At 40.1% G+C, this 25,651-nt stretch carries 20 protein-coding genes; 7 read left to right on the forward strand and 13 right to left on the reverse strand.

Features of this window, described 5'->3' with window-relative positions:
* Positions 1-96 precede the first annotated feature (96 nt).
* From fliF to GMES_RS12335, 6 genes are all read right to left on the reverse strand, one after another.
* Positions 97-1,803, reverse strand: coding sequence for a flagellar basal-body MS-ring/collar protein FliF (fliF, locus tag GMES_RS12310; RefSeq protein ID WP_006993029.1), 1,707 nt, complete (start codon positions 1,801-1,803; stop codon positions 97-99).
* Positions 1,804-1,813: 10 nt separating this feature from the next.
* Positions 1,814-2,155, reverse strand: a complete 342-nt coding sequence (gene fliE / locus GMES_RS12315; RefSeq protein ID WP_006993030.1) for a flagellar hook-basal body complex protein FliE — start codon at positions 2,153-2,155, stop codon at positions 1,814-1,816.
* A gap of 327 nt (positions 2,156-2,482) precedes the next feature.
* A complete protein-coding gene (locus GMES_RS12320; RefSeq protein ID WP_006993032.1) occupies positions 2,483-3,826 on the reverse strand; it encodes a sigma-54-dependent transcriptional regulator in 1,344 nt (447 codons plus the stop codon).
* Between the two features lie 4 nt (positions 3,827-3,830).
* Complete coding sequence (locus GMES_RS12325; RefSeq protein WP_006993033.1) at positions 3,831-5,027, reverse strand: sensor histidine kinase; 1,197 nt, start codon at positions 5,025-5,027, stop codon at positions 3,831-3,833.
* Positions 5,028-5,182: 155 nt separating this feature from the next.
* Positions 5,183-6,616 (reverse strand): sigma-54 dependent transcriptional regulator, encoded by a 1,434-nt coding sequence (locus GMES_RS12330; protein WP_006993034.1) that lies wholly within the window; start codon positions 6,614-6,616, stop codon positions 5,183-5,185.
* Positions 6,617-6,868: 252 nt separating this feature from the next.
* On the reverse strand, positions 6,869-7,672 hold the full coding sequence (locus tag GMES_RS12335) for a flagellin N-terminal helical domain-containing protein (protein WP_006993036.1): 804 nt from the start codon (positions 7,670-7,672) through the stop codon (positions 6,869-6,871).
* A 401-nt stretch (positions 7,673-8,073) separates the two neighbouring features.
* Between GMES_RS12335 and GMES_RS12340 the strand changes: the two genes are divergently transcribed.
* The 7 genes from GMES_RS12340 to GMES_RS12370 all read left to right on the forward strand — a co-directional run bounded on the left by GMES_RS12340 (position 8,074) and on the right by GMES_RS12370 (position 17,911).
* Positions 8,074-11,541, forward strand: coding sequence for a 6-hydroxymethylpterin diphosphokinase MptE-like protein (locus GMES_RS12340; protein ID WP_006993037.1), 3,468 nt, complete (start codon positions 8,074-8,076; stop codon positions 11,539-11,541).
* Complete coding sequence (locus GMES_RS12345) at positions 11,531-12,739, forward strand: sulfotransferase (protein ID WP_039987366.1); 1,209 nt, start codon at positions 11,531-11,533, stop codon at positions 12,737-12,739. The genes GMES_RS12340 and GMES_RS12345 overlap by 11 nt, the downstream gene beginning before the upstream one ends.
* 366 nt (positions 12,740-13,105) lie before the next feature.
* Complete coding sequence (locus GMES_RS12350) at positions 13,106-13,777, forward strand: class I SAM-dependent methyltransferase (RefSeq protein ID WP_006993039.1); 672 nt, start codon at positions 13,106-13,108, stop codon at positions 13,775-13,777.
* Between the two features lie 39 nt (positions 13,778-13,816).
* Positions 13,817-14,680, forward strand: a complete 864-nt coding sequence (locus GMES_RS12355) for a radical SAM/SPASM domain-containing protein (RefSeq protein ID WP_006993040.1) — start codon at positions 13,817-13,819, stop codon at positions 14,678-14,680.
* 8 nt (positions 14,681-14,688) lie between these two features.
* Positions 14,689-15,678 carry a class I SAM-dependent methyltransferase gene (locus tag GMES_RS12360; RefSeq protein ID WP_006993041.1) on the forward strand — a complete coding sequence of 330 codons (990 nt, stop codon included), beginning with the start codon at positions 14,689-14,691 and terminating at the stop codon, positions 15,676-15,678.
* Between the two features lie 3 nt (positions 15,679-15,681).
* Complete coding sequence (locus tag GMES_RS12365) at positions 15,682-16,854, forward strand: aminotransferase class III-fold pyridoxal phosphate-dependent enzyme (protein ID WP_006993042.1); 1,173 nt, start codon at positions 15,682-15,684, stop codon at positions 16,852-16,854.
* Between the two features lie 64 nt (positions 16,855-16,918).
* Positions 16,919-17,911, forward strand: coding sequence for a hypothetical protein (locus tag GMES_RS12370; protein WP_006993043.1), 993 nt, complete (start codon positions 16,919-16,921; stop codon positions 17,909-17,911).
* Between the two features lie 33 nt (positions 17,912-17,944).
* Here the strand turns inward: GMES_RS12370 and GMES_RS12375 are convergent, their stop codons facing one another.
* The 7 genes from GMES_RS12375 to GMES_RS12405 all read right to left on the reverse strand — a co-directional run bounded on the left by GMES_RS12375 (position 17,945) and on the right by GMES_RS12405 (position 25,572).
* A complete protein-coding gene (locus tag GMES_RS12375; RefSeq protein ID WP_006993044.1) occupies positions 17,945-18,898 on the reverse strand; it encodes a glycosyltransferase in 954 nt (317 codons plus the stop codon).
* Positions 18,899-19,117: 219 nt separating this feature from the next.
* A complete protein-coding gene (locus GMES_RS12380) occupies positions 19,118-20,473 on the reverse strand; it encodes a glycosyltransferase family 2 protein (protein ID WP_006993045.1) in 1,356 nt (451 codons plus the stop codon).
* Positions 20,473-21,030 (reverse strand): class I SAM-dependent methyltransferase, encoded by a 558-nt coding sequence (locus GMES_RS12385; RefSeq protein ID WP_039987369.1) that lies wholly within the window; start codon positions 21,028-21,030, stop codon positions 20,473-20,475. The genes GMES_RS12380 and GMES_RS12385 overlap by 1 nt, the downstream gene beginning before the upstream one ends.
* The gene (locus tag GMES_RS12390) at positions 21,031-22,143 is read right to left on the reverse strand and encodes a class I SAM-dependent methyltransferase (protein WP_039987371.1); all 1,113 of its coding nucleotides are present in this window, start codon (positions 22,141-22,143) and stop codon (positions 21,031-21,033) included.
* A gap of 32 nt (positions 22,144-22,175) precedes the next feature.
* Positions 22,176-23,441: a capsular polysaccharide export protein, LipB/KpsS family gene (locus GMES_RS12395; RefSeq protein ID WP_006993046.1), complete on the reverse strand. Its 1,266-nt coding sequence runs from the start codon at positions 23,439-23,441 to the stop codon at positions 22,176-22,178.
* A gap of 1 nt (position 23,442) precedes the next feature.
* The gene (gene glf, locus GMES_RS12400; protein WP_006993047.1) at positions 23,443-24,618 is read right to left on the reverse strand and encodes a UDP-galactopyranose mutase; all 1,176 of its coding nucleotides are present in this window, start codon (positions 24,616-24,618) and stop codon (positions 23,443-23,445) included.
* Complete coding sequence (locus GMES_RS12405) at positions 24,619-25,572, reverse strand: glycosyltransferase family 2 protein (protein WP_006993048.1); 954 nt, start codon at positions 25,570-25,572, stop codon at positions 24,619-24,621. It lies immediately after the preceding gene.
* Between the last annotated feature and the right edge of the window lie 79 nt (positions 25,573-25,651).

The raw sequence follows: 25,651 nt of genomic DNA on the forward strand, positions 1-25,651 counted from the left end.
TAACCGCTTTCTGCAGTTCCGGTTGTTGCTGGTGCTGTATTTTCATCTGGCATGATGTTTATCTCTTACTCGTAACTTAGATGCGCGCTGCTTAGATTATTCGTCTTGTAACAACCAGTTTTTAACCACTTGCGAAGACAACTCTGGCTCGTTAGCCACCAATGCGCGAACAGCCTTAAGTACATCTTCGTCTTTGTGCAAATCAGGTAACATAAAGCTACCGTCAGCGGCAAAACCAACTTGTGAGTCATCAAACTCTTGCGACAACATACTGATGGTTTCATCACCTAAGTCTAACCCCTCATCTGCATCGAACTCATCTTTTGAGGTGGTCTCTTCAGGGTAAATAAGTTTACGTAGCATCGGACGAACCACGGCCAAAAGCAACACGATTATCACTAAACCGCCAATCACTAACTTCAGGATAGGCATAAATTTAGGGTCTTCCCAAATGGGCAGCTCTTCTAACGCTACCTCACCTTCCCGGCTAAAAGGAATGCTCACAACTTCGAGTGAATCACCGCGGGTAACATCAAAACCTATCCCCCCTTGCAACAAACGGCGGATATCAAGTAATTCAGCCTGCGAACGAGGAACAAGTGCACTCGTGCCGTCTTCACCTACTGTCGAAACATGATCAAGCGCTACCGACACACTCAAGCGACGAATGACGCCAGTTTGCTGCTTTGTGTGGCTTATGGTGGTATCTAGCTCGTAGTTTCTCGTTTCTTCTTTATGATTACGCCCTGGCACGGTCGTTTGTGCGTTACTTGCGCTAGCTTCTTCGGGGATGTTCGAATCGAGCGGGGGTTGATTAGTCAATGCCCCAGGTATACCACCTAACATGCCGCCTACACTGTTGTCTTCTACTGTCATTTCACTGCGCACAGCAGGTAAGTCAGGATTGTAACTGCGTTTGGTTTGCTCAACAGCGGTAAAGTCCATGGTCACATCAGCTTGAGCGGTATAATTACCCAGACCAAGAACGGGGATCAAAATAGAGTCAATTTTCTGTAAGTACTCAGTCTCGCGCTTACGCTCCATTTCAAACTCTTTTTTACTTCTTGCTGCTTCACTGTCTTGTGAGCCAGAATTGAGAAGCCGCCCATTGCTATCGGTCACTGTGACTCGCTCAGGCTCTAAACCCTGCACCGCAGATGCAACGATGTCCACGATTGAGCTCACTTCTTCATTGCCCATTACCGCACCGCGTCTTGAGGTTATGACAACGGTAGCGCTGGCCTTTTTCTCACGGCGAGCAAATACGTTCTCTTTAGGCAAAGCCAGTAATACTTTAGCACGCGTAACCGCGCTCATTTCTTCCAATGTGCGCGCTAATTGCTGTTCACGCGCGTGCTTTAAACGTACTTTTTCAACACGTTGGCTTACACCGAATCCCATATCTTGCATGATGATGTCGGTGCCTTCAGACACGCCTTGGCTTAGGCCTTGGCGAGCCATACCTAATTTAATATTTTGATATTGATCAGCGCTGACATAAACGGTATTACCTTCTAGGCGGTAATCCACTTGGTTCTGGTCAAAATAATCTAACGCTTCAATCAACTCTTGGGTTTGCATCTTCGCAAGCGGTCGATAATCAGGCTCCTGAGCCCAAATCATAATAAACACCGCTATCGCTACACATATGACCAAGGCCACAACAAGTGTCAGTTGACGAACCATGTCGGTGGAGCCAAGTGAATCCATAAAACCAGATTTTTGCTCTGCTTCTGAACCACTTGAGTATGGATCCGCGCCGGCATTGCTCATTGCCAATTCTGTACCTGTTGCTTCTGCCACGAGTTAGCTCCTAAACCGGCATGTTCATAATAGTTTTGTAGGCTTCGAGTACTTTGTTACGTACTTGAATAGTGGCCTCAAACGCTATACTAGACTTTTCTTTCGCTACCATAACATCCGCTAAACTGAGACTTTTGTCTCCCATTTCAAAGCGTTCTGCTTGGCTTTTAGCGTCTAACTGCATAGTGTTGACTGACTCAATAGCCTGGCCAAGCATATCGGCAAAATTCTCTCCTGATGGATTGACCTGGATACCATTCAGGCTGGCTGGATTGATTTCACCTAAACCTGCTTTGCTTTGTAAAGCCATGCTTTGCATGTCTTGATAAAGAGATTGTGCCTTGATATCCATGATGTGCTCCTGGCGAATTGATGAGATGACGGTATTCGGTCTCAACCAGTTAAAAGCAAAGTTAATGCCAACAAAAATAAACTATATAATTCAATGGCTTATATTGATTTTAGTAAGATGTGAAGGCATGACGGTTTATTGACATAAAACTAAAGTTTACTGATTTATGTTAGTATCAATCGAAATAGACCAGTGAACGGAAGTAAAAGAATGCGAGGTACGCTTAAGGGATAAAAAAAACCGCCTATCGCTTAGGCGGTCAATTGCGGTATTACGCTAGCCATAGTGCAGAACCAACGCTTACATTTTCATTATTTGTGAGATGGATTAGGCTGGTAATTCAATGCCTACTTCGCGCATTTTAGCCAATTTATAACGTAGTGTGCGCGGGCTGATGCCCAACCGCTCCGCTACGTCTTTCCTGCGTCCTTGGCAAGACTGTAAGGTATCTAGGATAATTTGATGCTCTTGCTGACGAAGCTCCGAACCTAATTTACTTTCATCATCTTCAATAATTTGTTCATGGTTATTGTTTAACTCACTTTCAATCGATTCAAGCATAAGATCGTCTGCTTCAATTTTTTCGCCATCACATAAAATGAGCGCCCTTTGCACGACATTTTCTAATTCTCGTACGTTGCCAGGCCAGCTATGCTGTAACATTTTACTGCGCGCTGAAGAGGAAAAGCCAAGGGCACTAGCTCCCTGCTTACTGCGATGACGAGCCACTAAATGCTCCGCTAATGGCACTATGTCTCCTGGGCGTTTATCAAGGGGAGCCCACGTTAGCGGGAAAACGTTTAGGCGATAATACAAATCTTCACGGAATAAACCATCGTCTACCGTTTGGCGAATATTACGGTTGCTAGTAGCCACAACACGCACATCCAGTGGGATCATTTTACGGCTACCGAGGCGCTCTACTTCTTTTTCTTGGAGTACACGCAGTAATTTAGCTTGCAAACCTAAATCCATCTCACTGATTTCATCAAGCAAAATAGTACCACCTTGGGCTTGTTCGAATTTGCCCGGGCACGCCTGAATAGCACCAGTAAAGGCACCTTTATCGTAGCCAAACAAGGTTGCCTCAAGCATATTTTCAGGAATAGCCGCGCAGTTTATTGCCACAAATGGCTGATCCGCCCGGGACGACTGATCATGAATGTATCGGGCTAACACCTCTTTGCCTGAGCCACTTGGCCCGAGTACCATAACGGTTGCATCAGATTGCGCGACTCGTTGGGCGAGTTGCAGTAACTTGACACTACTAGGGTCAGCAACAATAGGGTCGTATGAAAGGACTTTTTGCGCAGGCGCATAACGCCCTACTAAATTCAGCAATACTTCTGGAGCGAAGGGCTTTGACAAGTAATCCGTTGCGCCATCACGCATAGCCGTTACCGCATCGTCGATGGTGGCATAGGCTGTCATCAATAGCACAGGAACATTCGGGTATTTATTTTTTAAGCTGCGTAATAGCGATAATCCACTCATTTCGCCCATCTGAATGTCGCTCACGACCAAATCGATGGTTTCTTCATTCATCATCATCATACCGCGCTCTGCACAGTCCGCAGCTAATACGTTATATCCGCCTAGTAATAGCGTGTCGACTAAAGCTTCACGCAAACCTGCATCATCTTCGACAATAAGGATCGTTGTTTTAGACATAAATTTAACTCCTCGCCTGTTGGGCGTGAATGTTTGTTGCTCCAGCGGATAAGCCCTCATCTGCGGTTCGCGTTAATATGGGCAGCACGATAGTGAAACATGCCCCGCCAGAGGCTAGATTTGAAACACTGACTTCGCCCTGATGAGATTGCACAACAGTTTTAACTACAGCTAATCCCAGCCCTGTACCTTGGCTACGAGTGGTAAAAAACGGTTCAAATATATGGTCAAGCTTGTCTTTGGGAATACCGGGGCCGTTATCAGTCACTGTTAAGCGCATGCAATCAGGCTTCAGGTCATCTCTTTGAGCACTAAAAACAATGCGCGCACCGTTTGGTTTGGCAATCAGCGCGTTGTGAATTAAGTTTTGCAACGCACCGCTTAAAGCGGTCTTGTTGCCAATAAAATGAATATTTGGCTCGGGTAATATGATGTCTAAAATACCGCCACTCTTGTTGAGCATGGCTTCACTTCCAGCTTTCACTTCACGCATCATGTCTTCAAGAGAAATATCCACCAGCACTTGCTCGTTACCACTCTTGGCGAACAATAGCATGTCGTTTACTTGACCTTCTAAGTCACGTAAACGAGAGAGCAATTTATCGCTGAAACGCTGACGAGATTCCTTAGCCAAATCACCGCTGGATAAGTTAGCGGCATATAACATAGCTGCAGATAGTGGTGTGCGAATTTGATGAGCTAGTGAGGCGACCATTTTGCCTAAAGAAGACAATTTTTGCAGGTGGCCGATGCGTTGTTGAAGTTGGCGCGTTTCAGTCAAATCCGTCAGTACAATAAGCTGACCCGGTTCGTTTACCAAGGGAGTGATAGACAATTTTACTTTGCGACCGTCAAATAAGGACACTTCATGCCCATCATCAGCTTGAGGTTTAAAGGAGCGCTTGATGATATTGCGCCACACTTGCCCTTCTAATGGCTCACCCAACAGCGATTTAGCCAAATGATTTGCCTGTTTGACATAGCCTTTACCATCAATGACTACAACACCTGCGGGCATCACTTGTAATAAGTGTTCCAACCTAGTGGCTTGTTGACGCAGAGCCTGAATGTCTTGTGTGGTGTCTACTGAACCAAGCGAGGAAGTGCTATTTCCATCAACTGAATTTGAGAACGATATGACAGCCCCTATCGAAGAAGGTGCCTGAGTAGTGTTTTGGGTCTGTAAATTACTTAATGCCATATGTTCCTCACGTCAAAACTTAGACAGATTGAATACAGCTGTTAGGTAAGCACATCCTATGCCAATAAAATATCAACCAAAAATCAATTGGTTACTGAAATAAATGTGTCATTTTTTTGTCGAAGGGAGGGTATGCGAATATTCGAAAAGAGCAGCTAAGCTTTGCTAATATCGTATTTCCGCATTTTTTCTACTAAGGTGGTTCGGCGCATTCCTAGCACTTCAGCTGAGCGAGCAACGACCCAGTCCTGCTGCTCCAATGCTTGGGAGATTAAGCTGACTTCCATCTCTGAAATATACTCTTTGAGGTTAATCCCCTCTGGGGGTAACTCAGCAGAATTATTGCTCTCGTCGGAGCTTTCGTCACTGTCACTTTCTGCGTCAGCTGAAAACAAGGCGTTAAGCGCTTCGCGCTCAAGTAGTTCTTCTGGGTAGTCAGGCTCATAATCATCAGCATCTAAATGCTGGTATTTATGTGGTAAGTCCCCGACATCAATCAATTGGTTGGGATATAAAATCATAAGGCGCTCTACAAGGTTAGATAGCTCTCTAACGTTACCCGCCCAACTGTGCTCCATGAGCGATTTCATCGCATTTTCGGTAAATTTTATCTGAGCGTTTTCTCGCTCCATGCGTGAAACAAGTTCCTGTAAAAGAAGAGGAATATCTTCGTGGCGTTCGCGTAATGCAGGGCTATCGATAGGAAAAACATTCAAGCGATAGTATAGATCCTCACGAAAGCGGCCCTGCTCAATCATCTCTTCAAGATTCCGATGAGTTGCAGCGACAACTCGAACGTCACAGCGGATAGGCTTCATTCCCCCTACCCGTTCATAAGTGCGTTCTTGTAATACCCGTAACAGTTTCACTTGCATTTGCAAAGGCATATCGCCGATTTCGTCTAAAAATAGAGTGCCGCCTTCGGCCAATTCGAAACGGCCTTTGCGAGAACTCACAGCGCCAGTAAATGCTCCCTTCTCGTGACCAAATAGTTCACTTTCTAGCAACTCGCCAGGTATGGCCCCACAATTTACTGGAATAAAAGGATTTGTACCGCGCTTAGACAAATAATGTACGTTACGAGCAATGACTTCCTTACCAGTACCTGATTCACCGAGAATAAGGACGTTTGCGTCAGTCGGCGCAACTTGCTCAATAAGGTGTCTTACACTTTGAATTTGATTACTTTTGCCCACCAAACTGCGAAACAGTTTTGTTTTATTTTGCGGCGTAGTTTTGCGGTTGGGTTGCATCCGGCGATGCTCTTGGCAACGGTGTAACATTTGCGTTAGCAACGGGTAGGTTACCGCTTCATCCACCGCTCCTACTCGGTTGGCACCAGACTTAAAATTTGGGTCTTTGCTATCAACTAAAATAAAGGGCTGCTGAGGAAATTTATCACACAGCTCACCCGCTAATTCAATATTCAGAGCATCAATCAATACAGCATCAAAAACAGGATGAGATTTAAGAGTACTGACGGCTTGCTCGAATGCGATAGCGTTACTGCTTTCACCGAGAAAGGTCAATATGGTGTTCAGATTATGCCCGAGCGTGGGTCGCCCACTGATAATCAGAATATTACTCATGCATCCCTCAATATTTTCGTGTTAATTAACTGTTTTACTTCTGGTTTTAATTTTAACCATTCATTGGTGATTAGCAATAGAGGAATGAGCGCTAAATTTAAAGGTTACAAGAATTAAAAATAAATACCATGTATAACAAGGAGTTAAAAAAATCATCTATTACTAAAAGCTAGGTCGAAAGTGATTCAAAACGTACAAAAAAACAGCATAAAAAAAGGCCGGAATGGCCTTTAGTTTCTCGCAGCTTGTTTATTAACCATTTAACAAACTAAGCACTTGTCCTTGCTGTTGATTTGCTTGAGCCTGCACTGAAATGCTCGCTTGGCCAAGTATATTGGCTGCAGCGCTATCCGCCGTTGCTTGCGCGTAGTCGGTATCTTGAATACGACTTCGGGCTGCAGCAACATTCACATTTGCCTGAGTTAAGTTACGTGCTGCACTCTCAAACTGGTTTTGCGTAGCACCCAAATCGGCTCTAGCGGCACCAACAAACTCGGCCGCTTCATCTGCAACGGTTAATGCTTCTTCGGCGCCTTGCGCTGTGCTTAAGTCTACATTTAGCACATCAGTTAAACTTGCAGCAACGTCTTGAGTCTCCACACCGATTTTCTGCCCTGCATTGGCACCAATTTGAAAATCAATAGTGCCGGCATCACTGAGTAGTGACTTACCGCCGAATTCAGTTTGCTCAATCGTTTGAGATATATTCTCTTGTAACTGAGTCACTTCCACTTGAATGGCTTGGCGATCGGAGTCGCTTAAAATCCCATTACCGGCCTGTACTGACAATTCACGAATTCGGCTTACATCATCATTAATACCGGATAACCCACTCTCTGCGACTTGCGTTAAGGACACGCCATCATAAGCATTAGTTACCGACTGTCGGTTGCCTTCAACTTGCGAGGTCAACCTGTCAATAATTTGCTGAGCAGCGGCTCCATCTGCGGCACTGTTGACCTTTTTTCCAGAAGCTAGCTTCTCAAAGATAGACTCCTGCCTTTGCTGAACTTGTTGCAACAAAGATGAATTAGACTCTGTATTTAGATTAATCATACTTTTCTCCTAGAAATTGTACCTCTACAACTTCTTAAAACCTGAATTGAGAGTAGCAAAATATGGGTTAAAAAGTAAGCAGTACAAAAGTATGTTTTACGATACCTCTCTATCGACATCAATACTTGGGAGAAATTGCGTCTATTCGTTAGCCCAATTCTAGCGCGAATATTTAGCGTTTGATGATGAGGCTCTAGGTTTCTGTCTTTTCATCAAATGCTTATGTAGACTTTGTGTCAAATAATTAGCAGTAAAACGGCCCAGTTATTGCTAAATTTGCGATTAATCCTGTGCCAATGACGTTTCGACTAGTATCCCAGCGCTATTGATTGAAACGCTTAGTACTGAGTAATTGAACCATCGCTACTGATAATCATAACAACCGTGACTATAAGTGAACCATGTTAAAAAATATTCGCCTGCACTTAGAGAAAGATGAAGAAAAACAAGCCGCATTAGATGATGCATTAGCTAAAAACATTGTTGAAACACGCAGCAATAGCTTTAATGCCTTTCAGCGCAACATTCCTTCCCTTCTTCCGCTGATCAAAGATTCTAAGCTTTCAAACTTATCTTTATTTATTAATAAGTGGGGCGAAACCAATATCGTTGATTATGGAATAGGCAGAACATTTTATGGGTTTCACCCTCAAGAAGAAATAAATCAGCAGGTAGCGCAGTCACTTAAGCATTGCCCGAGTGTTGAGTTCCACAATACTAAAATGCAATTAAAGCACACTGATACGCTCACAGACCCATTTGATTTTACCCAACTAGAAAGCTTTAAGACGGAGCAAGCCTTAGGGCCAATGCCAGATGAAGTGGAATGTTTAGTGGTACTGGGCTGTGGCATCGGTTTGCACATAAAGCAATTACTTGAAGCGCGAACAATCAAAAACCTCATTATCTATGAACCTGAAGTGCAGTACTTTCAATGCTCAACCATGGCCACGCCTTGGGCTGATATTTTTGCTTTAGCCAAAGCAAAAGGGACTTCACTTTTCATTCAAATAGAGAAAGACGGCAGAGACTTATTGTCTGATATACATGAGCTTAGGGAACACATTTCCTTAACCCGTTTTTATGTTTATAAGCACTATAATCAGCAGGTGTTTGATTCGATTCATCAGGATATCTGCACGCGTAGCTGGGAAGATATTAGCAATAACGGCTTTACCATCACGCAAGAGAAGAGTCATTTAGAATACGTGCCATCCTGGACGCCTAAACTAGATTTGAATGCGCACCACCAAGTGTCCCCCAAAAGTGCGCTATTTAAACAGAACCTAGGTGCATTTAAAAAATACTTCCCGAATATTTATCAGCAATACAAAGACTACAAACCCAAGACTTGGTTACCAATTCAAAATCAGTCTGAAGAGGTTAACGTACTAAAATCTCAGGGGTTGTATACCTGGTACGGTAACTCACCTAAGCAAGACTGCATTTTGAATTTTGAGAATTTTAACGAGCAACCAAATAAAGATGGCCTAGTGCTTGGTTATAAAGGCACCAAACTCGCGCACTATGTCCATTATCAGTTTGTAAACGAGACCCAAGAACTTTTAAAAGAAGCTGAAGAAGAAGTGGGTGAATTGCCCGAAACGATAGCTTCTATCATCATGTTTGGCCTGGGTATTGGTTATCAGCTGGAAAAATTGCTGGACGAGCATACGGTGGAAAAGCTGTTTGTGTGTGAGCCCAATCCTGACTTTTTTTACGCGTCGTTGTTTGCCATAGATTGGCAGGACATCTTTGTAAAAGTAGAAGCTAATGATGCACGCATATACTTAAATGTAGGTGATGACGGCACTCACTTATTCAATGACTTGTTAAACCAATTTCATTCCATTGGCCCGTATATTTTAAATAATACCTATTTTTACCAAAGCTATTACAACGCTTCGCTCAATAGCGCCATTGCCCAGCTCAGGGAGCAACTTCAAGTGGTTATCTCCATGGGAGAATACTTCGATCATGCCTATTACGGCATCGAGCACATGAAAGAAGGATTCCGACGTGATTACCCGTTATTGATGAATACCCCATCGCAATTCCTAACTTATGAAGACAGAGAAGTTCCTGTTTTTATCGTAGGCAATGGACCGTCTTTAGATATGTCGATTGAGGCAATCAAAGAATGGCGTGACCAAGCTATCGTGATTAGCTGTGGTACTGCCCTTCAAGCTTTATATAAAAATGGCATCACGCCAGACTTCCACGCCGAAATTGAGCAAAACCGCAGTACTTTCGATTGGCCTGTTTTGATAGGCGACTTAGACTACTTAAAGAAAATAACGCTTATTTCCTGCAATGGTATTCACCCAGACACATGCGAGTTATACAAAGATGTACTGATCGCGTTTAAAGAGGGGGAATCATCAACAGTTTCTGCATTGAGTGTACTGGGAAAACAGCACTTCGAAGTACTTCAGCAATCCTTCCCTACTGTTAGTAACTTTGTGACGAATATCGTTAGCGTACTCGGCTTTAACCATATTTACCTAATGGGGGTCGATTTAGGTTTTGTAGATGTAAACCACCATCATTCAAAGTCCTCAGGTTACTACCAAGAAGATGGCAATGAAACCTATGATTACTCAGCCGGTAATATCACCTCACTTGTTGTACCAGGTAATTTTAGTCCTAAGGTAAATACTAAGCATGAGTTTAAAGTATCACGGCAGATCATCGAGCAAGTCACCCACCGAAAGCCAAAAGAACAAACCTTCTACAATTGTAGCGATGGTGCCAGAATAAAAAACACCACACCTCTTATGATAGAAAATCTACTCATCATGGCGAGCAATGATGAGCGTGACCATGCTTTGGAAAAACTGCATAAAAAGGTTTTCTCAACCAAGTACAGTACCCACTTTATCGAAAAATATGAAAAGCAGTTTTCAAATGAATTAATGCTTGAAGAAGTGCAGCAACTACAGAACTTAGTCGAACAGGAAATTTCGGCGCCTGAAGATATTAACAACTTAATTAATACCCAGAAAGAGTTGCTGTTTGAATCATATCAGTCAGGCCGCTCACTGCTGTTTTACTATATGTATGGGACGGTAAATTATGCAAATGCTGTTTTTACAAAGCTTTCGTTCTCAAACCAAAATTTATTCGAAATACTACGTTTTTTTTCAGCAACGCTGAGAAAAATCAAATTAGCTTTGTCACTGAAGGTTAAGATGTTCGATAACTCTCATTACAAAAATGAAGTCAGAGAGGTCAAACTATTTCGAACGTTTTCAGAAAATAAAAAAATGTACATCATGACGGACTGTCATGATTTCAGACAGTCTGCAGTGCGTGCAATGACAACTCACTATTCATGGATAGAAGTACATTGTATTGATGTGCAAACTGGCAATGAGCTTAAAGGCATCGAAGACATTGATGATAAAGACTTTGCCATCATCTATATCAAACCGAAAACTAAAGAGCAGTATTTACATATTTATACTAAAGCAGGCGGCCAAAAAAGTTCACCTAGCAGTTTAGCTCAAATAATCTCACTGCCTTGGGATGGCTCACAACATCCCTATATTAATTCAGCTTATTACTCGGCTAAACTTGCGATAAAAGCATGTTTATGTGAACACAAAGCTAGAACGATTAAACTCAAGTACTATGTAAAAGAAGGGTTTAAATTACCCTTAGTTAGTACTTTCGAGAACCCGAGCAGCGAGATAGTGGTTGATTTTACCGGCTATTGTGCATTCTACGATAGCAATCATTACATCGATGCGAACATCAGTAATAACGGTGAGCGAGGCTCATTAATATTTAGCTTTGACTATAAGAATGAATTCTTTCGAGAGTATATTTCGACGAAGAAATTTCAAGCAATTAAACATGAATTATAAATTAAATGAGTTTGCTCTACTGAGCCTGGGCCGTTGCGGTACAACAATGTTTCAAAATATGATTAATAGTCATAGTGAATTATACCTTTCAGACGAATGCCATTGGATGCGCGGTATGAATGAACCAGGTCTTCAATACCACCGATTTGCAGAAGTAGACGATATAAACGTTAATAAGATACCTGATGATTCGAAATGGTGGGATGCGCTAAAGGCTCTAAACTCATCTTTGATACTGGACAAAAAAGATAAAAAATGTGGTTTGCAATACATCGGGCAAACCAACTTAAACAATATTGCACCTCTTTACAAAACATACCCTCAATTACCGAGCATAATTCTCATACGTGATCCTCGCTCGCTTTTACATTCATTGTATAGAACGGGGATTGGATACCCCTCTGCGGCAAATGACTTAAGAAACATCATCGAGACAGTTAAGCACTATACGGATAATGTACTAATTGTGAAATATGAAGACTTCATTTTAAAACCTGAGTATTGTATTAAAAGCATTTGTTCCTTTTTAAAAGTAAAATTTGAACGTGAGATGCTTGCCTCTTTAGCTAACATAGTATCTCATGGCACACAATCCGCGTTGGCTTTCTCAAAACCAGACGCAAAAAAAAACAAACAGAAAAACGAACTTCCTCTATCATTACTTTTCCCAATTTGTAACCTTGTTGAAGACATAAAGACACTTGGCTACGAAGTTTTTCAAGAAAATATTAAGATCATAACTGACGTTGCTCCAACGCGACATACAATATATTCAAAACATTTAGCAATAAACTTTGATAGCACCATATATAAAGATGGAGTATTTATCACCGAAGCAAGCGCAAATTGTCTAGGCATAATTTCGATAAAATCTAAGCTTGAAATAATTAAGATAAACTTATATTCACAAATAATATTTCCAGGATTTAATTTTTTTGAACTGCATATATTTGACATTAGAAAAACAAGCACGAGCAAAGTTAAGCACGCAAAACATAAGAATTTCAAAGAAGTTTTCGCCCTATTAGACATAATTCAGTCTATAGAAAAAAGGAAAATTTATATTTATTCCGCAGGCACAGAAACAAAAGGTTTTATCGATCGATATGAATTCATCAACAAGCTTAATATAGCTGCCATTATAGATATCTCGCCTAATCATGAAAACTTTTCTCACGGAAATTTCATAAAAAAATAATTACATTGCAGCATATTGAAGATACAGGAGATGAAATCTTTTTAATTACGACATTAAAACACTGCAAATCTGCAAAGAGAAACTTAGTCGAGTTGGGTGTGAATGAGGATAGAATTTTTACAGTAATCTAAGCTAAAGTAGAGATTTATAAATGTGAATTTTATACCAACTTAACTAAGGTGATAGGGGTTTGTTCCAAACCACTGAATTTTTATAAAAATTTTAACTTTAATAAGTTGTAGTTAAAACTGGAAAATTGAAATTACCCCACAATAAAAACAGTATATTTTCTTTCTAAAATTATACTAATTTAGGTTTTTACACACCTTGTCGATAACTTATAAAGAACACAAGAGGAAATACATTTTGAACGTCAAAAACAAGACTGGAAGCCTACCATCTAAGGACTATGTATTTGCGACTGATACTCAAGGAAACCTGAGCTTCAAGGGCAATTTTGAAGCATATTACAAAAATGAACAAGACCCTTGGGATCAATCTGCCACTGGTGAGTCGGCAGACTACTATCTCAGTTCACGAAGTCGTATAGCAAAATATATCGAAGCAAAAAAGGCATCTCAAGTTTTAGAGATTGGCTGTGGACTTGGGTATGCTTGCAATCATTTTAACTCAATCTATACAAGTAGTTATACTGGATGGGATATTTCCAAGGCTGCTATTACTAAAGCGAAAGAACAGTTTTCAGAGTTCACTTTTGAAGTATGCGATATCACAGCAACACTAACTCATATAAAAAAATATGATGTAGTCGTTCTCAACCAATTACTTTGGTATATCCTACCGCATTTGGATCAAGTCATGAAAAACTGTAGCCAGTTATTGACTGACAATGGAGTGTTAGTGATTGCCAATGCATTCGCTCGCGAGCAAAAATTTGGGGTTGAATTCATTGACGGTTTTGGTGGCGCATTTAACTACTTTAACGATCCCAAGCACCCAACCAAAATGCTGCACTGTGAATACAATGATGAGGGATTCAGAAATTTAGATGGGCTATTTATTCTCAACAATAGATAACCCCCCATGTAAATTGGGAAACGCATAAAAAGGTAAAAAATGTTAAACGAAGCAACAAAAACAAATTTGAGACGTAAATCGGTTTACATCGATGACGTGCAAATAATAGAAGATACACCACTTTTTAGCTGGATAGATATCAATCCAACAGAGTTGTGTAATCGTAAATGCGTTTTTTGTCCTCGGGTTGACGAACAACAATATCCCAACCAACATCTGCATATGGATTTGAATTTAGCCCAAAAGATTGCAGACGAATTAAGATCGTTGGAGTATAAAGGTGTGGTGGTGTTTTCTGGATTTGGCGAGCCTATGATGCACCCAAAATTTACCAAGTTGGTAGCTATTTTTAAAGACGTCTGCAGACTTGAAATGGTTACCAACGGAGACTTTCTTAATGAAAGAAAAATTACCGAATTGTCAGAGGCCGGTTTAGATTATTTTGTTGTCAGTATGTATGATGGCGAACATCAAGTTGAAGAGTTTAATAAGAAATTTGCAGCCTGTAACATTGAAAAATCTCGCTTCATCTTGCGCGACCGTTGGCACAATGAAGAAGATAGCTTTGGTCTCAAACTAACCAACAGAGCAGGCATGATAAATGTTGGAGACCAAGCGCCAATTGATGTTAAACACCCTTGTTACTATACGGCTTATTCTTTAACTTTAGATTGGAATGGCGACGTATTACTATGCATGCAAGACTGGAATCACAAAGTAAAGTTCGGTAACTTGACCAACCAATCTCTACTTAAAATCTGGAAGTCACCCTACTACAACCAATATAGACGAAAGTTGCTAAATGGCTCTAGAACATGTGCGCCTTGCAGCGGATGTAATACTGATGGCACCTTACATGGTCATGAGCACGCCAAGGTTTGGCGGCCAATTATCAGTAAGTGAGCAACCCAATGAACAAAATTACGTTTGATAAAATACACACTCAAACCAAGCAAAAAAAGCTTATGGAGATGATGCAATTATCTGCATTGGCTTGCCATGATATTGCCAATACAAATTGTCAATCCAGTACCTGCCCTATTTGCCTTTCTGACGATATCTTTTTCTATGTGGAAAAATTTGGATTTAAGTTGGATAAGTGCCGCCAATGCCAGCAAATTTTTTGCAACCCTATGCCAAATCATGAACAGCTAAATTGTTATTACAACGGCGAAATGGGCGAGTTTGAGAATCAATTTTTTGCTGACTCATTTGAAAATCGCATCCCGATTTTTGATTATCGAATTCAGATTATTCATCAACATCTTAAATCTGGGAATTTATTAGATATAGGCAGTGCGATTGGTATTTTTATTGAAGCATTAAACCGCGCTGAAACTAAGCTCAATGTCAGTTGTTGTGAGCCTAGCAAGGATGCCTGTGAAAGATTGAGCAAAAGATTTCCGCAGGTAACTTTATATAATGATTGGTTGCAAAATCTACCCGGAACTATGCAATACGAAGGTATTTCTTTGTGGGATACTATAGAGCACATAGATCAAATAGATGCTTTTTGCACTAAAGTATATAGCTTGTTAAAACCAGGCGGATATTGGTTTTTCTCTACTCCCAACACCACTAGCTTTGAATGGGAAATAGCCGGTAAAGATCATGTTCAACTTCTGCCACCTGGTCACATCAATTTATTTAATCCCAAAAGTATTAAAATACTGCTAGATAAACATGGCTTTGAGCTACTTAAAATTCTTACTCCCAATGGCTCATTGGATGTTAGTTACATTGAAAAATTGATTCAATCAACCTCTAAATATGATGCTAACTTAGGTGTTTACCTTAAAGAAAGATTCAAGGAAACAGACTTTAAAGATGGATTTATTCAATTGATTTCACAAACAAATAACGCCGGAAATATGCTAGTTATTGCACAGAAGCCAGAATAACTGATGAACAAAACTTATCGCATTATCAATCCTGGTTATGATAATCAGGCTAAGCAATTCATTCGTGCACAGGGAAACTTTTTATTTGACCAAAACGACCAGCCTTTTATTGATTTGGTAATGGGCGCTGGCTCGCTCATATTGGGACACTCGGATAAAGTTGTGGTCGAAAAGATCAAACAGCAAAGCGAAAAAAGCTCGTTGTTTTTACAGAACAACCCCAGTGTGCAGGCACTCAGCAATAAAGTTGCGCAGCTTATTCCCTGTGAACTAATCAATCAAATTTATTGCAATACAGGTAGTGAAGCCACACAACGGGCCGTTAGACTCGCCAGAGCGGCTACAGGCAAAACTCATATAGCCTCTTTTCAAGGTGGCTGGCATGGTATGAACGAATGGACACTATTAGATGATGGTGGAAGGTTTGGACAGTCAACAGTCAGAGCAGACAACGGCATCCCCAAGGTTGCATTGGAATATTCCTTATTGCTTCCTTACAATGACGATGCCGTTTGGCAAATCATTGATAAAAACGCAAAACAGCTAGCGGCTATTATCATTGAGCCACTTCAAGGATCTAACCCTCAACCGGATATCTATCCTTTTTTATCCAAACTAACAGAATATTGTCAAAACTTGGGCATATTAGTTATCTTTGATGAAATTATCACTGGGTTTAGAGTAGATCCCGGTGGCGCGGCTTCCTTAATGAACTTAAAACCAGATATAGTCACTTATGGAAAAGTACTGGGCGGAGGACTGCCGTTAGGATTAGTTGCCTTTACAGAGCAGGTTTTTGCCAAGACATTTGCAGATAAAAACAAACAAATATTAACTGGCGGCACGTTTTCAGCCAACCCAATATCTGCTACAGCAGGTTTGGCCACCCTTGAGCAATTAACCCCACAAACTTATGCAAAAATTAAAGGCCTAACAAGTTTCTTTTTAAACGAACTAAACCAAGCCTTTCAAAACAACAATATAAATTTTCATGCTGATGGTAGCGGTTCAATAAATAGAATTTATTTTACTGACCAAAAAATTAAAAACCGTCAACAACGTGATGGTTTTGAAATATCAGCAGAAAAACAAACTAAGTTCAGAGCATTGATGGTACAACAAGGCGTATTGTGGCCTACAAACGGCATTGTTTGCATGCCGGCGTCGCAAAAATGAAACACTGTTAAGCGAAGTCATTGATAAAATCATTTATGCTGCGAAAGAAATAGAAAAGTAATAAATGACTGACCTACATTTTAAAACAAAAGCCTATCGCTACTATGCCCCTGCCCTTTATAAGATCAAGCGTCTTTTCTCTCTATTCTTAGGCTATATTTGGCGTCTCAACGACCAACAAAAAAAAGAACTTGTTGACTATTACTGGGACAAATACTTAGCCCAGAAATTTTATCAAGAAGTGCCGTTTTATCCAGGTAAAAAGTTTGACTTAAAAAATGTAAAACGTAGTAGTGATACAATTTTTATTCTTGGTTGTGGCGCCAGCATCAATGACTTAAGTAAAAGTGATTGGGCAATAGTCAATCAACATGACAGCATAGGAGTGAACTACTTTTATGCTCATAGTTTTCGACCAACCTTTCACATGATTGAGCTAGGTCAATCACCGAAGTCATTGGCATGTATTAACAAACATTTATTAGCAGACCAAACCAGAAATAAAGAAAAGATATTTATGCAAATACGCCACGTAATGCGCCGAAAATCGGGAAAATTATGTGATAAAAACGGCAACTTGTATTTGTATTCACCTTCTATTCCCAAAAGCACATGCCCTACTTTAATCAAAAAAATTGTAGCCCGTTGGTATGGAGAATCGGGAAAATTAATGCATCATGCTTCGAATTTGGATTGTACTGTTCATTTCGCCTATCAAGCGGGATACAAAAATATCATGCTTCTTGGCGTAGATTTAAACAATAATAAATATTTTTGGGACGTAATGAATACGGAACATAAATCAATAAAGGAGATTAAAGCAGCAACGCTAGATGATTACAATATGTCAAATTTTGACATCAACCCATTAGCTAAACATGCAACTGCTGACAAGCAAAGCGCCACAAAGAACACGGCATTAACAGTGCTTGAATATCTAGCTATTGTTAACAAAGAAGTGTTTATTCCAGCTGAAATAAATTTTGCAACCTGTAGTCCTAACTCCCTCCTTCGGGAACACTTTGCGTATGTCTCACTAAATACAATTAGTCAATAATAGCGGTCAGTCATATCTAAGATAAATTAACAGTCAACTAATAGCTATAAAACGCTTTAAAGAGGATATTTTTATCTTGAATGCACCAGTTATAAGACCTATTAACCCAGCCCAAACTGACATCTCATAACATACGTTTTTAATAGACTCAGAGTGACGAATTGAAAAACACTTTGATATCACATTCCGGCTTAAATTAAATGACTCCTTAAACCGAACCTTAGTATAGAGAATAATATTTTTTAATATCGGCGGCTTCGAATAAATGCTCCAGAAATCTCTGCCTTTATAATATTCTCGCCTCCAAGCCCATCTAATACTCTGTTTACTTAAGGGTACATAGTGATGTATGACTAAGTGACTACTAAAGCCTAAAACATAACCATTTATCGCCATTGAACGCTGAGCAGCTACTTCCTCACCATATCCCATTACCTTACCATTCATTCCTAATGTAAGCGGAAAACCACCTGAAGCTCGAATGGGATACACTTTAAAGCTGCAATTTCCCCCTGAAAAGTATGGATCTCCAGGTGCAAGTCGTGTTTCTTCTTTTGGCATTCTAAAAAAGTTTGTCTCATAACATTCTTTAAACCAAGAACTTTTACCATCTTTAAACCAAGGCAAATAAACGCCTCCAAACGCGTCGTATTTCGCGCTCTTTATAAGCTCTAGATTTTGCTCCAACCAATCATCATTTGGGTACGCGTCATCATCAAGAAAGCTTAACCAAGCTGAATTACATTGCTCTAAAGCGCAGTTACGCGCGTAACTCAATCCTTGGTCAGGGCAAAAAACATAGTCCAAGTATGAGTGTTTGACTTGAAGAGCTTTGATTAGTTCTGCAGTTTCATCAGTAGAGTTATTGTCAATAATTAATATTCTAACATCCTGAAAATTTAAGATTTGAGGTAACAACTCAGACAGACATTGCTGCAAAAACCATTTCCGATTATAAGTACAAATTGCAACTGTAAGGAATGTCATAAAACTCAGCTTATCTACTCATTTTTGTATCTAATAATTCAGAGAATTGTAGTTTTACCTACCAAAGAATATTAGCCGTCTAGTTATTGAAGATGATGTCATATTGCACTCAGATAGCCTTAAATAAGGTATCGACTAATCCACTTAACTCTTGACCTCAATTATCAAGCACTTATTTAAATATCTTGTACTAACTTCATTTACAGATAGCAAAGATACTTAAAACACACCGGCAAACGTAACAATGATAGGCCGCTTTGTATCGTAGAGGGAATGATTTTTTATATCTGAAACGATATTTTTTGCTTGATTTACACTCGCTATAGCAAACACTGAGTTCACTGCTATTCGTTTTAATGCTGAATCCAAATTATAACAAAGTTCTTTATTTTCGCCGTCAAAAGATTTATCTATGTAACCTAAAATATTTACGGTGGCGGGTAGTAATTTTTGTAAATCAACCCACGATTCTCCTTTACCATAGACATAAATAGGATGCTTAATATAAGCCTGAAGATAAAAGTACAATGAATACATTTCTGGCATGTCATTCGGATGAATACATTTAAGCGCGTAATGACAATCGAAAGGATCAAAAAATGCTTTGTAACTTCTATCTAAAAACCCTGTATTATTGTCTAAAAACAAAAAAACAAAACGCCAATAGTCAATGGGATCAGTTGAACGAAATTGAGTTAAATCAGTTTTATCAATCAACTTGCCTTGTAATACTTTAGCATGCATTGATCGCATAAATAGCTCTCGCTTGTCGGATTGGACAAACCTGACGATATGCGATTTTCTGAGCGCTAGTGTAAAAAGCACACCCGAGTAAAACTCTTGTAAGTAATCATCAAAAATCCCGTTATCTTTTAAAAACGTTTTTCGCAAACACAATACATCAATAGTTTCTGTCAAGCGTAACTCATTGATATTTCTGCTTTTAGAATCTTTCTCTCGATTCCAATTATATAAGGCCTTTGGTACGAATCGGATATTACGTCCATAATAAAGAAGTTTAAAAAGCGTTGCATTATCTTCATTATTTCTAAGCTTTAGCGGGAAAAGGCAGGCTGGGTTGTCGAATAACGTTCTACGATACAATTTAGCCCAAACTGAAGAAGCATTTCGAAAAGAAAGTATTGATTTAAAATACTCTGTACTATTTATATTCTCGTCATAAGTATGCTTTAGCAAACTCCCATTTTCTGATACTTCATTAAACTCACAGACTGTTATGTCTACTTCTTCGTTCATTTTTTCAAAAAGACATTCCAACAAATTAGGCTCAGCAGTATCATCACTGTCTATGAAACAAAGGAACTCACCTTTCGCGCATTTAATACCTGCATTTCTAGCTTCACCAGTGCCGTTATTTTCCTGGGTAATGATCTTGACTCGTTCATCCTTTTCACCCAGCTTGTATAAAACGTTCAAACTGTCATCGGTGGAACCATCATTAACAAAAATAACTTCAATAGCTTTAAACGTTTGATTTTGAATCGAATCAAATACGCGCTTCAAGTAAGGCTCTGAGTTATAAACAGGAATAATAACCGAGATTTTGGGCTGCATTAGTTGCTCAACTTCTTCGCTTCAGTGACTAAATGCACATCTCCTTTCACCTCACATTTCACTTCTGAAAACCCTATTTTTTCCATTAAAAATTTCATCTTTCGTACATTGTAACCAGACTTATGAACATCCCAGTAACTGTTGTTGTAATCATCTTCAAGGGGGTCGCACTCTGCTTGCCACCCCCAAAAGCCAGCTGAGCTATACAACGCATCTGAACGCTCTTTAGAAAAAGTATCTTCATTCCATTCGGCTTGAAGCCATTGTTGGCAGTGAAAGTCCATATTTGGCACTACAATTCTAACAGTTGCATTCAATGCTAGTGCTTTATACCAATCCTTTAATGTTAAAATTGCTTCTGCGTTAGTTAAATGCTCAAGCATGTGCCGAGAGTAAATATGTGATACGGCGCTAAAGTGTCTTGAAACCTCCCAGGCTTTGCATACACAATCAACATGGGGTAACTCCCTTAAATCACAATGAATAAACCCTTCACGAGCATCGGGTCCACAACCTACATATAAATTTATTGGGTTTTCTTGATTTAATTGTTTCATTTAAGGTTTAACCGCCTTGGCTAAGGTAAAACACCCATCGGATCCAGCTACCACCCTACCAGAGACAGGATCGTGTTGTGCGTAGAGTTCTACATCTCTAAATCCAGATGTGAGCAGTAAGTCAACCAACTCTCTATTGGTATAGTGCTTTAAATGGAACTCAAATTTCACCGGGTCAAAGGGCATGACATCTTGATTTGGTGTAGAGCATATAAGATGTCCACCGGGTTTGAGCACCTCAAAAAACACATCTAATAACTGTTGATCAAAATCAACATGTTCTATGGTTTCAAACGACACAACAGCATCTTGAGTATTGGCTGCAATATCCAGTAACTTGGCATCTTGGCAACTAAAAGTCGTATTTTCATTGTTAAAATGCTGTTTAGCATGCGCTATTGCGGCTTGTTCAATGTCTACGCCTGTGACTTTAGCGCCCGTGTGTTTAGCCAACATTAACGTACCGTAACCAATACCACAGGCTAAATCTAACACTTGATCCTCTTGGGTTAATCCCGCTAATTGCTCACAAGCAAACTCGTACCTATTTAAATGGTCTGGGCGAATTTGATCGTAGTGTGTTGATATTTGCCTTTCACCACGGAGCATAGTTTTAGTGGCATTGGCGTTGATTTGTGCCCCTTCAACATGTATCTGTATTTCACAAAACCCTGCACGTTCTAGTAATAGCTTTAATCTAGCTTGATTGTAGCCAGACTTATAAATATCGTGTTGATTAGTTTGATAGTTGTCATTTCTTGGATTGCAGTTCTGTTGCCCCCCCCATAAACCTGCAAACGCTTTACGCGCGTTGGAGTCGGCATTTAATAAATCTTGATTATCCCAAGTAGCGCTTTGCCACAACTGTATAAAATAATCGATATTTGGCACGCTGAGCTGTATTTCACCCTTTATTGCTAGGCTGTCGAACCAAGTCAGCATCGCCAAATCGGCTTCCATACTGGTTAAATACGGTAAGATATTACTAACAGTTAAGTGCTCGATGCTATTGTTTTCAATGAACCTATCCCAGACATTTGTCAGTGATAGTTGGCTATTTGCTTGCTTCAGCCAATATTGCTGGTCTTTGCGCACTAGCTGGCATTTATTCACTCTACTTTCTCCTGCTGTTGCACGTCGTCACTTTACTCACTAACCGAACCTTGCTTTTTATTATTTTTGCTCAAAAGTGAAGGCGATATAAAACTGAAGGCCTGTAATTTACCTAAATCAAAATAAGTATCAGTAACTGTGAATTGGCGGTAGCACATAGCCGCTAATAGCCGATCAACTTGGCTAATATGTTTTTTAAGTAAACAGTCGCCTTCTACTATCACTTTTTTACCAAGCAAGGCCGCCTCATACAAAACCGAAGAGTTGATACCATGAACTATGTCTGCGTGAGCACAAAGTTGCATTGTATCTTCGCTACTTACCTTTCCATGTGAATATCGGTAGGTGTGACTCAATCTGTCTTTAGGGTGAGGTTTAAATACTAAGTTTTGCTTAGAATATTGAGCTTCGATAAAATCAATAAACGGCTGCATGCCCTGGGTGAATTGTGAATGATTAAGTACATTTGAATCACTTGGCACTTGTAAGGGGGTAAAAATATACCCCGTGCCAACTCTAGTATTATCTTGATTGGCTAATAAAAATTGCTTCCGTCTTTGCTTTAGGTCTTGCATCATTGGCTCATTCACCCAGCTAAGATCATCGAAGTACAATTGACTATTATTGTTGACGCCTAGTCGGTCAAAGTAAAAGTATTGATGCTGCGGGAAAAAGCCACATTCAGCGAAGGTTACTACTATTTTTAACGCTTTTAATTTTTCAATAATGGGTAAAAATGCTGAAGTAGAGCCATTCCAAACAACAACACTTTTAGCAGATTGAAGATAACTATCGCTCAAATTTTGCAACGGATGATGAATGTTAACTTGAGTGCCGGAATCTTCTAGCGCACTAAAAAAATGCTGCAAATAAGCTGGGCGGTTGATGCTGGCGTACAAATCGATATAAAGAAGTGTGTTATCGCTAGGTCGTAACTCGGCTCGTGATGAATGCTCTGAGGCGCATAACATCACATCCCAAAACGTTGCAGTTACTTCTGTCTTAGGGGCCAACCTGTGAATCATCTCAAGTTGAAAGTGTCCAGTACCCAGCACAACGATCGGCAGCTCGATAAGACTTTGTTGGTCTTCAATGTGTTGTTCTATGTGCGGGTAATCAGCTTGAATGCTGCTCACCCACCAGATAGTTGGGAGGCTGATGTTTAATTTGGAAATTTGTGCCAGTAAATCCTTTGCGTAAGCACCATCACCAACCAGACAATAATCCTGCATATCCAGCTCGGACATTTTTCGTATAACACGCTTTTGGTTTGCAGCAATTGCTTCACTAGCCAACATCTTAGGCTGCTCCCTGCTCAGTAAACCGATTAAAAATTTTCAGCGCATTACCTACCGCATCATCCATATTGTAATACTTATAATCAGCTAACCTACCAGCTGTGATCACGTTCTCAAACGCTTGTACCCTTTGTTTGTATTGTTCGAACCGTTCTTGGTTAGCTTGATTAAATATCGGGTAATAAGGTACGTTTTTAGTTGCATCAAACCTGTCATAATCTTGCGGATACTCTTTGACTATGGTGGTGTGAGTAGTGGGTTGATTCAGGATATGCTTAAACTCGGTAATTCGAGTATAGGCATGTTCGTTAGGGTAATTTACCGTTGTAGCTGCTTGATATTGTGCTTGGGCCAAGGTCTCAAAATCAAACTGCAAAGAGCGATAGGGTAATTCTCCATCTAGATAATTAAACAGCTCATCTAACATGCCAGTAAAGACCAACTTTCCGTTAAAAGCTTGCCCATTAAAAAACAATCGCTGATCATTCATATTCAATGCGACTAACTTGGTAGCATCAGTATCCAAGTGCACCGAAATATTTGAATGATTCAAAATATTAGTAATTAGCTGGGTATACCCTTCACTAGGAATAGCTTGGTACTTGTCGTGGAAATAACGATCATCTCGAGATATCACCACAGGCACTCTAGCGGTAACGGCGGGTGAAATCTCTTCTGGTGAACAGCCCCATTGTTTACTGGTGTAATTCACAAAAAACTTTTGATAGACCAACTCACCCAATTGCTGAAGTAAAACATGTGAGCTTTTACGTAATTCTAATATAGGTACCTTGCCGTCTACTCCGTACTGCTCTATTAACAGCGCTTCAATTTGTTGTGCCTGTTCTTTTGGGTATAAAGCATCTAAGGTATTTAAATTAAATGGGATGGGTACTAAGTTTCCGTCTATCGAGCCTAAAACCTTGTGCTCATAGGGTGTCCATTTTGTAAACTGACTCAGGTATTGCCACACCTCTTCGTTATTGGTGTGGAATAAATGTGGCCCATAGTGATGCACAGTAACGCCATGCTCAGTTTTATAATCGTAGCAATTACCGGCAACGTGCGACCTTTGTTCTAAGACCAAGACTTTTTTATCGTGTATTTTTGCAAATCTCTCGGCCAACACAGCGCCCGAAAACCCGGCGCCTACCACTATTACGTCATATTCACTCATTTATGCTGCGTCACTTAGCAAGTTTTTGAGCTTGTTAGGGTTTTGCCTGTTTTCATAGGCGGTTTGGTGTTTATCGTTGAAAAACAACCCTGAATTTGACGCTAATTCTATGTGTTTCAAAAACAAATCATTGGCATCTCTGGCCAAAAAATACAGTGCTGCGGCAAATCTATGGTGGGCGATCCCCGCTTTGATTAAATCCGGCTTTATACCAAACTGACTTGACAACTCACAAGCCAGCTCTATATCCCTTAAGGATTGTTCACGCCTGTCAAAAGAGCGGCTGGTTTGCTGGCCAAAACTATTTTCATGAATACGGTAACGCCCTAATACTTCAGGGATAAAATCAACATTAGCTTGTAAATACCCAGCATTATTTATGTAAAAAGCATAATCAAATATAATTTTACACTTCGGCGATACGGTTTTACTGAGGTTTGAATGGTTTCTAAACATCACACTACTGGCTTGCATGTAGGTGCCGTATTTAATCATATGCTCAATTGTGGAACGCGCTGGGATATATGACCAGTTATAAAAGTCTTTCGAATATAGCTTAATAGTTTTGTCCGTGACCGAATCAAACATATCGGATTCGTGATAGACCATGTGGCAATCGTCGTGTGTATCTAAATATTCGACTTGACGCTGTAACTTTGAAGGCAACGCAATATCGTCCCCATCAAGATAGGCTATATATTCGCCTTTAGCCGCTGCGAGCAAGGTGCTCATGTTAGCCGCTAAGCCTTGATTTTCAGTCTTGTATATAGCGCTTAACTTGTTTGGAAACAAAGTTTCAAGGGTTGCTATAACTGCTTGAGTCTTATCTGTCGATGCGTCGTCACACACAATGACTTCGAAGTCAAAATCGGTCTCTTGTTCAAGCACTGAAAGTAAACATTCAGCAATAAAATTTTGCAAATTATATGCAGGAACGAGTACTGAAAGTTTCATACCAAGTTATACCTTAAACGACTATTCACGGAATTAGCTGTTAATATTTATATTTATTTTATCGGCCTTTTTAAGGGAA

It is taken from the genome of Paraglaciecola mesophila KMM 241 (genome assembly GCF_000315015.1).
In the GTDB taxonomy this organism is placed as follows: domain Bacteria; phylum Pseudomonadota; class Gammaproteobacteria; order Enterobacterales; family Alteromonadaceae; genus Paraglaciecola; species Paraglaciecola mesophila.